The sequence below is a fragment of the Streptomyces violaceusniger Tu 4113 genome, assembly GCF_000147815.2.
Lineage (GTDB): Bacteria > Actinomycetota > Actinomycetes > Streptomycetales > Streptomycetaceae > Streptomyces > Streptomyces violaceusniger_A.
Map to the genome: position 1 here is coordinate 276,932 of NC_015951.1, position 13,124 is coordinate 290,055.

The window sequence follows — 13,124 nt, forward strand, 5'->3', positions numbered from 1 at the left end:
TCGGTAGCGTGGCCGCTGTGATGGTGGGCAGTGAAGACACCCGGCTGGTCGTCCTGCGCGGTAACAGCGCCTCGGGGAAGTCGTCCGTCGCGGCTGGCCTCCGTGAGCGGTTCGGCCGCGGGCTCGCCGTGGTCGGCCAGGACAACCTCCGCCGCATCGTGCTGCGCGAGCGCGACCGGCCCGGAGCGGCGAACATCGGCCTGATCGACCTGACGGCCCGCTACGCCCTGGACGCCGGCTATCACGTCGTGGTTGAAGGCATACTCTACGCCGACCGCTACGGCGACATGCTCGTCCAGCTGCGCGCCGACCACCGCGGCCCGACCCACGGCTACTACCTGAACGTACCGTTGGACGAAACCCTCGCCCGGCACGCCACCAAGCCGATCGCTGATGACGTGAGCGAGGCGCAACTGCGTGACTGGTACCGGCCGCGCGACCTGCTGCCGGACGGGCTCGAGACCGTCATCGGCGCCGACAGTGCCCTGCACGAGACCGTCGACCGCATCCTGCTCGAGACCGGCCTGGCCCACTTGCCTGCACTGGACCGCTGACCGGCGCACCGACGGTCCCGCCAACCGGGGCACCAACTGGAGCGGATTGTACTTCCGCTCCGCGTCCGGGCTGGCCGGAAGCAACCCCGGGTCTTCCCGTGCAGAAAGATCGCTCCAGCCCTTCGCGGCGGAGCCGCTCAAGGGGGAGGCCTGGAGCGTAATGGCTACGTCAAGCCGCCATCAATAGATCAACCGACGGACAGGGACCACGACATAGGCTTGATGATGCGGCTGTCCCGTTCGGGGAACCCAGCTATCTGTCGCGGAGGGACGAACTCCAGCACACTTACAGGACATGGGGGATGCCACGCTGTGGGTAGCAGTGTTGACGGCTGTGACGGCGATAGCTGCAAGCTGGGTGACCAGCAGAGGCAACGCAAAAGCGGCACGGGTCCAGGCCCTCGCCGCAGCAGAGGCTCAGCACGCCGCGACCAGACGTGACGCCATGCGTACGGCTCACCTCGCGTTCATCGAGCAGATCAATCGCATGGGGGCTCTTTATCGGAAAACACCCGCGATCCTGAGCATTGATGACCCATCGGATTGGTCAGCCGCTCTTGATCGGCATTTAGAAGAGCTGCGGACGGCATACGGCGAGTTTCACCAACAGCAAAACGTCATTATGCTTGATGGCGGCCATTCCTCTCGGCTGGCCGCCGACGCTGTACATGCTGCTTCCACTCATGTGTACAAGACATTGCTGGGCATAGCGGCAGGTACTCAAGGGCCCGAGGACTTCGCATCAGCCGTACGGGCGTACTGGGACACAGTTACAGCGTTCCTTCACGCTGCGCGGCAGGACGACGAGTAGCGATGGGCCCAGAGACCGAACTCCTCCGGCGGGTCCATCCACCTCCTCGCATACGACGCTGAGGGCCACGATCAGGGTCTCCCTCGACGCCTCGGGAGCAAAGAAGTGGTTCAGGTCAATTGCCCCGAGGCCGTACGCGAGGTCGCCACGGCGGCCGCCGACGCTGGCGTCGCCGCTGTCCCGGCCGACGCTGAGGTCTGGGCCCGTGTCCAGGACCGACACGTCTGTCCTGGACGAGCCCGCGGTGCGTCAGTCAGTGGCAGAGCCACGACCGCCGGAACCGCTTACGAGTATCAGTGTCGGTGGCGACTGGAACGCTGGAGGGATGAACGGCGATGAGCAGCTGCTGCGTGGCCGGGTCTACGGCTGAGACCACGACGACCCCGACCCGGGCCCGCTCCCGCACCAGACCTACGCCGCGCTCGTAGGCGGGCCGCTGGATGGGTTGCTGCTGGACATCACCGGCTGGCGGCCCGAGGAAGTCGACGGTGGTGCGGCTCTGTCTACCGAGCTCGGTCAGTTTCCCGGCGGGCGATCGCTGTACGACCCGCGCCCCGGCGAACCCCGCGCGCAGGGGTCCGGCATCGCGTGCTGCTTCTACCACTCCGGCGACACGCCCTGACCAGAGGCCCGACACGGCATCAGCCGCCTCGACCATGAGCCCGATCACGGCAGGTCAGGAGTCGGTGATGTGGGCGAACCCGGCCGGTGGTGTAGCCGAACTCTCCAGTCCGGCATCGAGGAACGCCGGTGATGCCCAGGGCCGCGAAGGGATGGGAACGTGATCCAGTTTCCCACTCTTACCGCCGATCGGTCGGGCGACCGCTCGGCTCAACTTGCTGTCACCTAGGCCCGACGCTCTGAGCACTCGGACCGCATGACATGGGGACCCGATGATGCGGCGCCCGCAGATGACTACTGGGACGCGGGCCGTCGCCGGTGAGGCGGATCCACAGGCTGCCCTCGCCGTCCATGACGAACTCCCGCCATGGGTGAGTCTGACGTAAATATGTCAAATGGCTCGAATCTGTTGGGCAGTTCGGGGCAGACTGGCTGGATGCAGCTCACTCGGGTACGAAGTCGTCTCTATCGCAACATCGTTGACAGCGGTGACGTCGATATCGCGCCGGACGTCACGGCGCTGGTCGGCAAGAATGAGAGCGGGAAGACAGCAATGCTGTCGTCGATCTATCGCTTCCATCCCGTATATCCGGAGCACTCCTTCGCTCTGGGGCAGGACTATCCGCGGTGGCGCAAGGTGAAGGACACGCGCTCGGGACAGATCACGGACGCGAAGCCGATCACCTGCACGTTCACGCTGGACGATGAGGACCTGAAGGCTGTCGCCGATGTACTTGGGCCCGGTGTGATCACAGGGCGCTCGTACGCACGGTCCATCTCGTACGACGGAAATCACGTGCTCGACTTGAGCATCGACGAAGGCGCGGCACTGGAGAACCTCTACAACGACGAGGAAGTGCCGCCCGCCCTGCGCAGCGCTCTCGGTACCCGGAGCCTGGGAGCAGCCTTGGAACAGGCCGAGGGACTGGAAGCTGCGGAGGATTCCGACTACACCGCAGCGGACATCGACCTCTTCGCCAGGGCCGCGCGCCAGCGTCTGGCTGACCGCGGGAGTGCCTGGCGGCGTGCGGCGCAGATTCTGCGCGACCGCGAGCCGAAGTTCTTCTACTTCAGCAGTTACCAGAACCTTCCCGGCAGGATCGCTCTGACGGACCTCAATGGCCAGGAAGAACAGCCCGGTGCGTCCCCGGTGCAGACAGCCCGGGCTTTGCTGGAGCTCGCCAGCACGACTGCCGGAGCTCTGTCGGCGGAGGACTTCGAAGATCGCAAGGCCGAACTCGAATCGGTGAGCAACGACATCACGCAGCAGGTCTTCGAGTACTGGAAGCAGAACCCGGACCTGTCGGTAGAGATTGATCTGGACAAGACCACGATCCAGCAGCCGAATGGGCAGCATGCCATCGCCAGCCACCTCGAGATCCGTGTTAAGGACCGCCGACACGGGTTCACCAACAACTTCTCGGCCCGCTCTACCGGCTTTCAGTGGTTTTTCAGCTTCCTCGCTGCCTTCTCCGAGTTCGAGAACTACCCACACGGTGTCGTCGTCCTGCTGGACGAGCCCGGACTGAGCCTGCACGGCCGAGCCCAAGCGGACTTTCTGCGCTTCATCAATGAGCGCCTCGCCCCCCAAGCACAGGTCATCTACACGACCCACTCACCGTTCATGGTGGAAACAGCCCGGCTCGACCGCGTACGGATCGTCGAAGACCGTGGACCGGCCACCGGCGCCGTGGTCACAGACGAAGTCCTCTCCGTCACCGACGACTCGCTCTTCCCGCTCCAGGCCGCCCTCGGCTACGACATCGCCCAGAACCTCTTCGTAGGCCCCGACAACCTCCTGGTCGAAGGAACCAGCGACTACACCTACCTCACCCTGATCAGTGACTTCCTCAAAGACGCCGGCCGCACGCACCTGGACGAGCGCTGGCGCATCCTGCCCGCAGGTGGTGCTACCAACATCCCCGCCTTCATCGCCCTCATCGGCACCAATCTCCAGGCCACCGTCCTCATCGACAGCACCCCGGCCGGAGTCACCAAACTCAGGACCCTCACCAACAAGGGTCTGCTGTCCCCTAAGCGGCTCCTGCTCACCGACACCTTCAGCGATGGGGTCAAAGACAGCGACATCGAGGACCTGTTCTCCCCAGGCGACTACCTCAAGCTGTACAACGCTGCCTTCGGGACCAGGCTCAAGGTCAGTGACCTCAACGGGACCGACCGCATCATCGCCCGCATCGGCCGGGCGAACGGAGCTTCGTTCAACGAACATGGCCGACCGGCCGACGTGCTGCTACGCAAGCGCGACACGCTCCTACCGGGGCTCTCGGAGACGACCCTGAGCCGGTTTGAACAGCTCTTCACCGCCGTCAACGGCACCCTCACATGATTCCACGGACAGGTTCAGGCCCCAGGGGTCAGCCATGGCATCCCCGGGGCCCGGATCATGCGGGAGCCGGCTGCGGCTCCTCCAGGACCCCGGCGACCTTCCGGGCCAGCTCTGCGACGTGGGGCGGCAGGTAGCTATCCAGAGCATCGACGTCGTCGCACAGCTTGGCCCGCAGCCCGTGCAGGCACGCCTCGGTGAACAGCTTCTGCGGGTCATCCTCCGGCCACTGCGCCTTCTCCGCTTGGCGCTCCCCGCGGCCGTGCCGCATCCGCACCAGTCCCTGGTGTTCGGCGCCCGCTGGGGCTTCCTTGCCCAGCAGGCCCGCTACATGGGCTCGGTCGGCATCCGTCGGTCCGGCCGCCCGGCTGTGCTGCTGACTGAGCTGAAGGTACGACTCCAGCCTGTCCTTCGACATGCCGGTGTACTGGCAGTACGCCGCGATCAGCATGGCCGCCATGCCCATCGTGTCGGCCGCGTCCGTGGCCCGGTACAACGTCATCCGCTCCCAGTCGTGCGCCTGGTCGGGCTCGGTGTACCGCAGCACCTCCTGGCAGTGCTGCACGGCCTCGGAGACGAGGAGGTGGATCGCGCGCCGCAGCGGCTCCGGCATCGGGGTCTCTTCCATGGTCGCAGGCTAGAGGGGCCGCGCCCCGACAAGCCGGAGTAGGGCCCCTGGCTCACCTGGACGGACTAGCCGGGCTTCGTCTTGGCTGACCGAGACGGTGTACGGCATACGTCAGGACTGCACCGCTGCGCTCGTCTCCGGCTGCCCAGCCGGGAGACCCGGCCCACGAGTGCGCCGGCGCTCCGGGAACTGCGTCAGCCGGGGAGCCGGATGTCGGCGTACAGGCGGGCCTGCACTCCCGGCTCACCCGCGACACGCCGCACCGGCCGGACGCCGGATGTCGCCCACAGTTCGTCCAGCCGGGCCATCACCGCCACTGCCGTTTCCTCATCGCGGGCCGTGATGTCCAAGACCACCAGCCCCGGCTCGCACACGTGCACCTCGTCGATACGCTCCATGTCCCGCTCGACGCCACCAACACCGGCTCGGTTCGCCGTAGGCCACGCACACCACTCGTTCGAGCGATCACCTCGCGCCGCGACGGGGCGGCGTCATCAGCTTTCGCACCGCGCTGATCGCATAGCCGAGGTGGAACTCATGGCCCGCTTGCGGCTTACGGGTCGGTCGGCTTCGGCTTGCGAGGGGCCCGCACAACGGGCAGCCCCCCGGCCTTGTCCCTGGCACGGGGTGTACGCCGCTGTAGGGGCTGTTTTTGGGGAGAGGCCCCCTTGCGGCTTCGCTTCTTGCCGCCGCCGGGACCACGCAGCGGCGGGAGGGTCTTCGGGTCGATGCCGTTGGCTGACAGGAGTCGTTGCTGGGGCGGGGCGAGCCGACCCCACAGGACGGCCTGTTTGTATGCCCAGCGTTGAAGCTCAGGTGAGATGGATTGCCCGGCGACTCGGGCGGTGCGGTACTGCTGGTACTGCCGCTGCCAGGTGAACGACCAGGGTGGGTTCCACCACGGGTCCAGGCTGGCCAGGACTCGGGCTTGAGACGATGTCCCGATCTTTTTGTGGGCGCGTTGGCGGTGTTCGGCCAGCCAGCGTCCGATCGGGAAGCCTTCGTGCTGCTCGCCGGCGTGGGCAGCAAGGTGTCCGTGCCGGGCTCCTCTTCGGCATCCCAGTCGATGGCGAAGGCGTCGCGGTGGAACACGGTGCCCTTGCGGGACTGCCGGGTGCTCTTGGCCCGGATCGGTCCGACCAGGCCGACACCGTGCTGCCGAGTCCAACCCTGGCACAGCACCCCGCGGGGACCGTCCCATCAGCTCGATGATCTCCCAAAACGGCGCTCGACCAAGATCCCCGACAAAAACGTCAGGTACTGAACGACATCTGGATGCCCCGCGCGGTGGGGTTGCGCCGAGAGTGCGCTGGAAGGTGGGCTGCAATATGGGCTGTAGAGCAGGACCGGGGAGTGGACCGAGGGTAGGAACAGCCCTACGCCACGGTGGTGCATCTTTCCAGGTCAGCACTATGGGCAACCCTTTTAGAGTTGCCGATGCCTCTTTCTGCATCAGCCAGAAAGAGGCATGAGCCAGTCAGCCGGGCATCGCGTCCGCACAAACAACTGCCCCGCCGCCCTTGTCGACGTCCGCGTGAAGAGCCGCCCGCACGCGGGCGCTGCTTCGATCCGCCCCGACGGGGACCGAGGCGGCCAGCGGCATGCCATCGACGTCGCTGCGCGCCGGGCTCGCTGCGCGCGTACGCCAGCACGGCCCGCTGTACTCGCTCCGACTCCTCGTGACACACCTTCAGTGTCCCGCCTGGGCCTGCAAAGTGGCTCAAGGCTCAGGAACCGCTCAAGCGCCGCATACCGCCCGCCGCTGGCGTCCAGGATGAGCCCATGACGCAAGCCTCCACCCCAGACTGGGGCACTGTCCCCACCTGGATCAGCGCTGTGGTGACGACCCTCGCTCTCCTGGTGACCTTTGTGGTCTTCCTTCATGACCGTCGACAACGCCACCGCGCCGACGCCCTCCGCGTTGCCTGCCACAGCCGCGCTGTCATGAGTGACGAAGGCCCCGAATCCGAGGTGACCGTGCGCAACACCGCCGAACGCCCCATCCAGCACGTCCGGGTGAGCCTCTGGTACTGGCGCGACGAGATACCCGGCCGGACCGAATCCTTCGAGCTGGTCATAGAACCCGGCGGAAAGATCACGAAAACCTTCCTCGGAACCGCGCTCGAAGTCATCTTCACCGACTCCGCTGGCCACAGCTGGGTGAAGGAGTTCCGCGACCAGGCGCTCAGGCCCAACACTCGGCGCCGTGACCGGGAGCGCATCCGGGAAGGCACCTGGGCCCTTGAGGAATACATCGGCACCGGAGAGCTGTCCGACGAGGAAGCCAAGCAGATGTTCACCACCCGCTACCGGGCCCCGTGGGTGGGAAGCATCTGGCACGACGCTCCCCCACAGCTGCCGTGGTGGCTCCGCGTGCGCCATGTGCTAGACCCACGAGGGAAAGCTGCCCGTCTCTGGTCCCCACTGCTGCGCTGGAAGGCAGGCCGGAGGGAGAAGAAGTTCATGCGGCACATCAAGTCCTACATGCAGAAGCAGAACGGGAACAGCCCCTCCGCGTGACCGTCGGCCCTACATGGTCCGTAGGGGCCCATTGGCTCGTCGCGGCCGGGAAGGTGAGCTGGGATTCCGCTGAGCGGGGGAGACCCCGGCCAGAGTGAGCGCCTCGAACACGGTGATGCGCGCGGTCACCGCATCACTTTGGTGCCTGCTGATGCGGGACAGCTCTTTCCCGTACGCGTCGTGCTGCTCGGTGCTCATACTGCTCTTCCCTTGCCTTCCGAGGGTCGGTTGGTGTCCCAGCGCGGATCGCGCTCGGGCCTGTCCACCGGCTCAGGGGTCGGTCGACGAGCGAGACGCCAGCTGGTACGCGGTGCGGTGACGAAGTGGCCCAGGACGAGGACGACCTGTCGGATCGTGCCGCCTTGTACCCATGGCCCGCTGAAACGGATCTGGTCGTCAGCCCAGTCACCGAGCCGCCGCCATGGGCGCACCCGTCCTGCCCCATAACCGGTCAGCAACGCCACGACAGCCACGACGGCCGTGAATCCGGTCATGACTCCTCCACGGGGCGTGGGGTGAACGGGGCGACCACCACGGCCCCTTCTTCGTCCGTCCGGACGTTCTCGGCGAGTTGAGCGAGGACCTGCTCGGGCTGGAGGCCCGCTCGGGCCGCGATGGCGCGCAGGCGGCGGCTGGTGTCCGCGGACAGCCAGACCTGCGCCCGCCGCTCGTCCTTCGCGTCCCGGCGCTCTCGCATCCACGCGGCGTGCCGGTCGACAGCGCCCTGCCGACGTGCTTCACGCTCCTGCGCCCAGGCCATGCCTTGAGTGTCCTGCTCGGGGTTGTACTCCTGCTCTCCCGACGCTTTGAGCAGAGCGGCGATCCGGCGCCATTCGGTGTGTTTGGCCGCCCACAGCTTCGGCAGGTGTTCGGGGTCGGGCGCGAACGGGCCGATTTCGGTCCAGGCGGGTGCTTTCAGCTGCTGCTGGGTTTCCCTCTCACGCCGGGATGCTTCCGTGACCTTCTCCGCCACCTGCGCGGCACTCAGGCCACGGCCCTGCCTCTGGGCGGCGTCCCGGGCCACGTCTTCAACACTCCACATCCCAGATCTCCCCTCACGCTGCCCAGTCGAGCCCGAGATTGGCGAGCCGCTGGAGTTTGTCGGGGGTGAGCTTGGCGCGCCTAGCCTTTGTGTTCGATAGAAATACGCCGAGCTTGACCTGGGTCCCATGCGGCAAAACCTCTACGTGGGCTCTGGGGGGCTTCACAGAGCCCGTACGGGCCTTGTACTGCGCCAGGGCCGCGACGCCCCGCTCGAAGGCTCCCAAGGCCGCCTTGGGCGGATTCCCGGGTGCTTCCGGCTCCGGCGGTAGCGGCACGACGCCGAGCTGGGCCAGGCGCTCGCGCTGTCCGTCGCTCAGCTGCTCCCAGCTCTCGCGCTGCGTCGTCAGCCACGCGCCGACGTCCTGGCCGCGGAAGGTGACACCGGGCAGGATCTCGGCCAGCGTCGCCCCCTCCTCAAGGAGGCTGGACAGCGCCGCGTACCGGCGTTGCCAGTCGACCGGCCAGGCCGGATTCCAGTCCGGATCGATCGCCACCAGCGCCGTGCGGCGTACTTCTGCGCGCTCTTCGTCCTTGCCCAGGCCCCCGGGTTTACGGAGATTGGCCAGCCATTGGCCCACCGCCACGTCCTCGAAGACCGCGTCCTTGGGCGCGGCGAGCGTGCCGTGCACCGCGTAATACCCCCTGGCCGCGCTGAGGTTCTTGTAGAACCGGGCGTCGGTGACGGACCAGACCATGCCCAGATCGTCCAGCAGCTCGGCCCGCCACGCTTTCAGCGTTCCGAGGCGGAACTGGCGCCGCTGTTCGCTGACCCAGGCCCCCAGCGCATATGTCCCGCCGTCGCCGCCCCCGCCGTCGCTTTCGGTGGTGCTCAGGGGCGCCACGGCGTCGAGGGGCACCTGAGCGTGGCCGTGGGTCTGGACCCACTTGCGCAGGGCGTTGTAGCCGGTCAGCCACACCTCGGAGTCGGGCCGCAGCACGCGGGTGCGCAGGAACGCGGCGATGACGTCGGGGTTGCGCGGCAGGGAGAACCGCAGCAACGGCACCCCCGCCGCCTTGTCCTCGCCCTCCTCCTCCGGCCCGCCGCCGGATACCCCGCCCGAGCCGCCCTCCTCGAGACCCTCGCCGTCGTCATCCTCGGCGGCCGCGTCGGCGACGTCTCCCGCTCCCTCTGCGACCGCCGCCTCCTCACCCTCCTCGCCCTCGTCCTCTCCGGTGTCCTCGCGCTGCGGGTCGAGGGCGACCACGGAGGTGATGTGCCCGCTGGAGGTGGAGGTCCGCAGGGCCATGCGTTCGATGATCCGCTCATCGTGTGCCCTGAGCCCTTGCAGCACGGCGATGAGCGGGCGGTAGCTGGCGGAGGCCATCATGTCCTCGGGGTCTTCGCCGGGCTGGAGGAAGATGGGCACGATCAGCCGTGCGACCTTTCCCTCGCCTGGTTCCTGGCGCAGGCCCCGGCCGGTGATCTGCACGATCTGCACGGGAGAGCTGCGGGTGTCGGCGAAGACGACGCCGCCGACCCCACGGGTGCCGCGGATATCGACGCCCTCGCCCAGCACCTGGCAAGACGCCAGGATGCCCATGTCGGTCACCCACCCGTCGGCGTCCAGACCGTCACCGAACCGGTCCAGCACCGCCCGCCGATGGCCGGCCGGGTGCTCCCCGCACAGCCACTCCGCCCCCACCCGCTTCGGATAGGTCACCGGATCGGTCTCGTACAGCTCGGCCGCGGTCTCCGGCAACGCACGGGCGAACGCCATCGCATCCAGGGTGCGGCTGTGGAACGTCATCAGTGACCGGGCGCCGGTGGTGTCCGCGTGCTTGAGCAGCGCGGCCTGCAACGCGGCCAGGCGCCGGCCCCGCTGCTCCTCCAGCGACGCATCCGGCCCAGGGGACTCGGGGTCGCGGATCTCCAGCACGTCGATCTCGAACGAGGCAAGGATGCCCCGCTCGATACTCTCCATCAACCCGAGCTCGTACAGCACCGGCCCGTACAAATCGAAATCGTCCATCGAGGCCACCAGACGCCCGCCCAAGCCCTCTGAAGCGCCCTCAGAGCCGCTCTGCGCACCCTTCCGGCCCGAGGCCCCGGTGGCACTGGGAACGGTCTCCCACAGCCGCGGTGTGGCCGTCATGTACAGCCGCCGCACCGCCGGGATCCGCTCCTGATCGTGAACAGCCGCCCACGCCTTCCCGATATCACCCGAACTCCGGTGCGCCTCATCGACCACCAGCAGGTCGAACGCACCCATGCGCGCCCCGGACGCCCCGCGCATGGCCCGTTCCAGTACTCCCGGCACCGCCGAATCCTCATCGGCCTGGTCGTCCTGGTCCTCCTCCAGCATCTTCGGCGACAGGCTGGCGTACGTCGCGAACACCACCATCGGCCCGTCCTGCGCCCACCGCGCCAGCTGAGAGGGATTGGTCGTGCACCGGACGCCCAGCGCCTCCAACAGCGGGTCAGAACCCAGGCTGCACACCGCCACCGCCGGGCCCGAATGCCCCACCACACGCCACGCCTCCATGGTCTGCGTGAGCAGTTCCAGCGTCGGCACCACGATCCCCACCAGCCCCCGGGGCACCATCCGCAACGCCGCCGCGCCCGCTGTGATCGTCTTGCCCGACCCCGTGGACGACCGGACCTGTCCCCGCAGCCCCCGGGCAGGCACAACCCCGCCCGCGGGGACCGAGAGGCCCTGAATGATCGCGTCCACAGCTTCTACTTGATGCGGACGAAGACTAATCCCACCCATTTTCAAGACTCCTCACTCCCCGGCGACCACGGAATTCCCCATAAACGGCACTCGATGAAAGGCAACCCTTCACCCCCGAATCTGCTATCGGTCGTCCTTTTCTCCGGTGCCGTACAGCCAGGCTTTCTTCAGCCGCTCCAGAGGTGTTTCCTCATGGCCTTCCTCCGCCCACACCCCTTGGAGCCAGAGCGGGGCGTTATCGATCCGCTCGCACAGCACGAAGCACTCGGGCAGCTCCACCAGGTGATAGACACCCCGCGGGTAGAGACCGTCGGGCCCGTAGCGGCGCCACAGCCGCTCCAGCCGCGCCCGGTGCGCGTGCAGGTACGCCTCCAGCACCTGGGGGTAGGTCTCCCGCTCCGCCAGGCGCACGGTCCGCGACGCGATCCCCACCACCTCACGGGACTCCGCCTCCCACAGCTCGGAGCTGGTGCCGGTCACGGCCGCGTAGTGCTGTCCGCAGATGTCCAGGACGCGCTCGACAAGTTCCGCCGACGCCTCGCCCCCCTCCGCGTCACGGACCGAAGCAGGCCGGCCGACCCCCACCGGCGGCAGCCCGGACCAGTCGCCGCTGCGAACGGCTGCCTCCACCAAGTCCAGGCCGTGGTGGTCCAGGTAGGCCAGGAGGAACAGGGCCAGGGCGCGGCCGGGATCGCTGGCGTGCTGGATGTAGGGCCTTTCACTGGTCCAGCCGAACGTGGCCTGGTGAGGCCGCGGCCGTACGCCGCCGCCGTGCGGGTCAGGGAAGACAACGGCCCGGGTGAAGAAGTCGTCCAGGCGGCTGAGCAGCTCCGCATCCGGGTTCTCCGGCTCACGGCCGACCACAGTGGTGGTCGCGTTCTCCAGAATGGTGGTGAGATACCGCCGGCGGGCCTCCTCCTGCTGCCGGAACTCGCTGGACCAACTCTCCTCGACCACCTCCACCACGCGGTACATCCCCTGATCCCCGTACAGGCCGCCCGGCTTCGCCAGCCCCTCGCGGGCCTTAGCGACGGCCTCCTCGACCGACCGCCCGTAGACGTAGTTCGTCAGCAAGGCGGCGCCAGGGTGCGCCGGGTCGGTCTGCTGCGCCACGATCCGGTAGCGGATCAGCTCCGGATCCGGCCCCACCGCCGTTCCGCTCTCGGGTTCCTGACACTCCCGCAGCTCCTGATGCCAGCGGTGCACTTCCGGGTCGCTCTCGGGGGAGTAGGTTTCCCACCCCGCGCTGGTCATCAAGGTCCAGATGCGCTTCAACTCGTTCCGCCGGACCGCCGCCAGTCGATCCGGCGTGCTGAGCGGCTGTTGCTGGTCCTCTCGGTGCTCCGGGCCACCGACGGCCACCCATCGCTCGTGAATCTGCTCCGCAGTCAGTCCGAAAACCTCACGGTGGATTTCCTCCCGCGCCGCAAGACGCGCTTCGAAGCTCAGGGAATTCATATCGCCTTCCTTGCTTTCAGTTCGTGTCGGCGTCTTGTTTCCTACGCGCAGCGGGTGGAGTTGTGAGTGCTGAGACTGTGCAGGTGCACTGACTGATGGGTGTATTGCGTCGGCCAGTGTCGATGCGCAGAGCTGGCCATCGGCCTGGGCTCTGACCTGAGGTGGTGTTCTGTTTTCACAGACTCTACCCGGCATCACGGAGTGATGCAGCAGGTTCAGCAGGGATGGACACGAAAGGGGTACTAGGCGTATGCTCGCCCGTAGTCGGCGCCGGTGGCGCTACCGGCGCGGTTCCGGCAGGGGGAGGTGGAGTCACAGTGTCAGTGGCCCACGCCCCGTCAATCGGGCCTGCGGCAAGGCGAGTAGTCGTAAACGCACCGGACCCCGCCACTGCAGCCCGCTACTCTTGAAGCTCAGCCCCATTGAAGGGAGTTGTCGCCCTCTGACGCTAGCCACTCTCCGCCAAAGGCGT

10 protein-coding genes and 1 pseudogene are annotated in these 13,124 nt (G+C 67.4%); 5 read left to right on the forward strand and 6 right to left on the reverse strand.

Translation table 11 applies throughout. From position 1 onward, the window contains the following. Positions 1-20 precede the first annotated feature (20 nt). From STRVI_RS44960 to STRVI_RS44975, 4 genes and pseudogenes are all read left to right on the forward strand, one after another. Entirely contained in the window at positions 21-554 is a 534-nt protein-coding gene (locus tag STRVI_RS44960) for an AAA family ATPase (protein WP_043242368.1), read from the forward strand. Between the two features lie 295 nt (positions 555-849). Then, a complete protein-coding gene (locus tag STRVI_RS49740; RefSeq protein ID WP_014043701.1) occupies positions 850-1,365 on the forward strand; it encodes a hypothetical protein in 516 nt (171 codons plus the stop codon). A gap of 325 nt (positions 1,366-1,690) precedes the next feature. After that, positions 1,691-1,987, forward strand: a pseudogene (locus STRVI_RS44970) (hypothetical protein). A 435-nt stretch (positions 1,988-2,422) separates the two neighbouring features. Further along, positions 2,423-4,333, forward strand: coding sequence for an AAA family ATPase (locus STRVI_RS44975; protein ID WP_043242369.1), 1,911 nt, complete (start codon positions 2,423-2,425; stop codon positions 4,331-4,333). Positions 4,334-4,388: 55 nt separating this feature from the next. On the opposite strand, the gene STRVI_RS44980 is transcribed toward STRVI_RS44975, so the two are convergent. Together STRVI_RS44980 and STRVI_RS44985 are read right to left on the reverse strand one after the other, a co-directional pair. Further along, entirely contained in the window at positions 4,389-4,958 is a 570-nt protein-coding gene (locus STRVI_RS44980) for a hypothetical protein (protein WP_251983029.1), read from the reverse strand. A gap of 194 nt (positions 4,959-5,152) precedes the next feature. Next, positions 5,153-5,356, reverse strand: a complete 204-nt coding sequence (locus STRVI_RS44985; RefSeq protein ID WP_014043705.1) for a DUF6207 family protein — start codon at positions 5,354-5,356, stop codon at positions 5,153-5,155. Positions 5,357-6,740: 1,384 nt separating this feature from the next. Here STRVI_RS44985 and STRVI_RS44990 point away from each other — a divergent pair. Beyond that, positions 6,741-7,478: a hypothetical protein gene (locus STRVI_RS44990; RefSeq protein WP_014043707.1), complete on the forward strand. Its 738-nt coding sequence runs from the start codon at positions 6,741-6,743 to the stop codon at positions 7,476-7,478. A 9-nt stretch (positions 7,479-7,487) separates the two neighbouring features. Here the strand turns inward: STRVI_RS44990 and STRVI_RS52365 are convergent, their stop codons facing one another. From STRVI_RS52365 to STRVI_RS45005, 4 genes are all read right to left on the reverse strand, one after another. Beyond that, positions 7,488-7,676, reverse strand: coding sequence for a hypothetical protein (locus tag STRVI_RS52365; RefSeq protein ID WP_014043708.1), 189 nt, complete (start codon positions 7,674-7,676; stop codon positions 7,488-7,490). Between the two features lie 292 nt (positions 7,677-7,968). Beyond that, on the reverse strand, positions 7,969-8,520 hold the full coding sequence (locus STRVI_RS44995; RefSeq protein WP_014043710.1) for a hypothetical protein: 552 nt from the start codon (positions 8,518-8,520) through the stop codon (positions 7,969-7,971). A 13-nt stretch (positions 8,521-8,533) separates the two neighbouring features. Then, positions 8,534-11,233 carry a DEAD/DEAH box helicase gene (locus tag STRVI_RS45000; protein WP_014043711.1) on the reverse strand — a complete coding sequence of 900 codons (2,700 nt, stop codon included), beginning with the start codon at positions 11,231-11,233 and terminating at the stop codon, positions 8,534-8,536. Positions 11,234-11,317: 84 nt separating this feature from the next. Continuing rightward, positions 11,318-12,652 carry a hypothetical protein gene (locus tag STRVI_RS45005; RefSeq protein WP_014043712.1) on the reverse strand — a complete coding sequence of 445 codons (1,335 nt, stop codon included), beginning with the start codon at positions 12,650-12,652 and terminating at the stop codon, positions 11,318-11,320. Positions 12,653-13,124 lie beyond the last annotated feature (472 nt).

Coding starts and splice junctions, on each gene's coding strand:
- STRVI_RS44960 (WP_043242368.1), top strand. CDS start 21: ATGGTGGGCAGTGAAGACACCCGGCTGGTCGTCCTGCGCGGTAACAGC.
- STRVI_RS49740 (WP_014043701.1), top strand. CDS start 850: ATGGGGGATGCCACGCTGTGGGTAGCAGTGTTGACGGCTGTGACGGCG.
- STRVI_RS44975 (WP_043242369.1), top strand. CDS start 2,423: ATGCAGCTCACTCGGGTACGAAGTCGTCTCTATCGCAACATCGTTGAC.
- STRVI_RS44980 (WP_251983029.1), bottom strand. CDS start 4,958: ATGGAAGAGACCCCGATGCCGGAGCCGCTGCGGCGCGCGATCCACCTC.
- STRVI_RS44985 (WP_014043705.1), bottom strand. CDS start 5,356: ATGGAGCGTATCGACGAGGTGCACGTGTGCGAGCCGGGGCTGGTGGTC.
- STRVI_RS44990 (WP_014043707.1), top strand. CDS start 6,741: ATGACGCAAGCCTCCACCCCAGACTGGGGCACTGTCCCCACCTGGATC.
- STRVI_RS52365 (WP_014043708.1), bottom strand. CDS start 7,676: ATGAGCACCGAGCAGCACGACGCGTACGGGAAAGAGCTGTCCCGCATC.
- STRVI_RS44995 (WP_014043710.1), bottom strand. CDS start 8,520: ATGTGGAGTGTTGAAGACGTGGCCCGGGACGCCGCCCAGAGGCAGGGC.
- STRVI_RS45000 (WP_014043711.1), bottom strand. CDS start 11,233: ATGGGTGGGATTAGTCTTCGTCCGCATCAAGTAGAAGCTGTGGACGCG.
- STRVI_RS45005 (WP_014043712.1), bottom strand. CDS start 12,652: ATGAATTCCCTGAGCTTCGAAGCGCGTCTTGCGGCGCGGGAGGAAATC.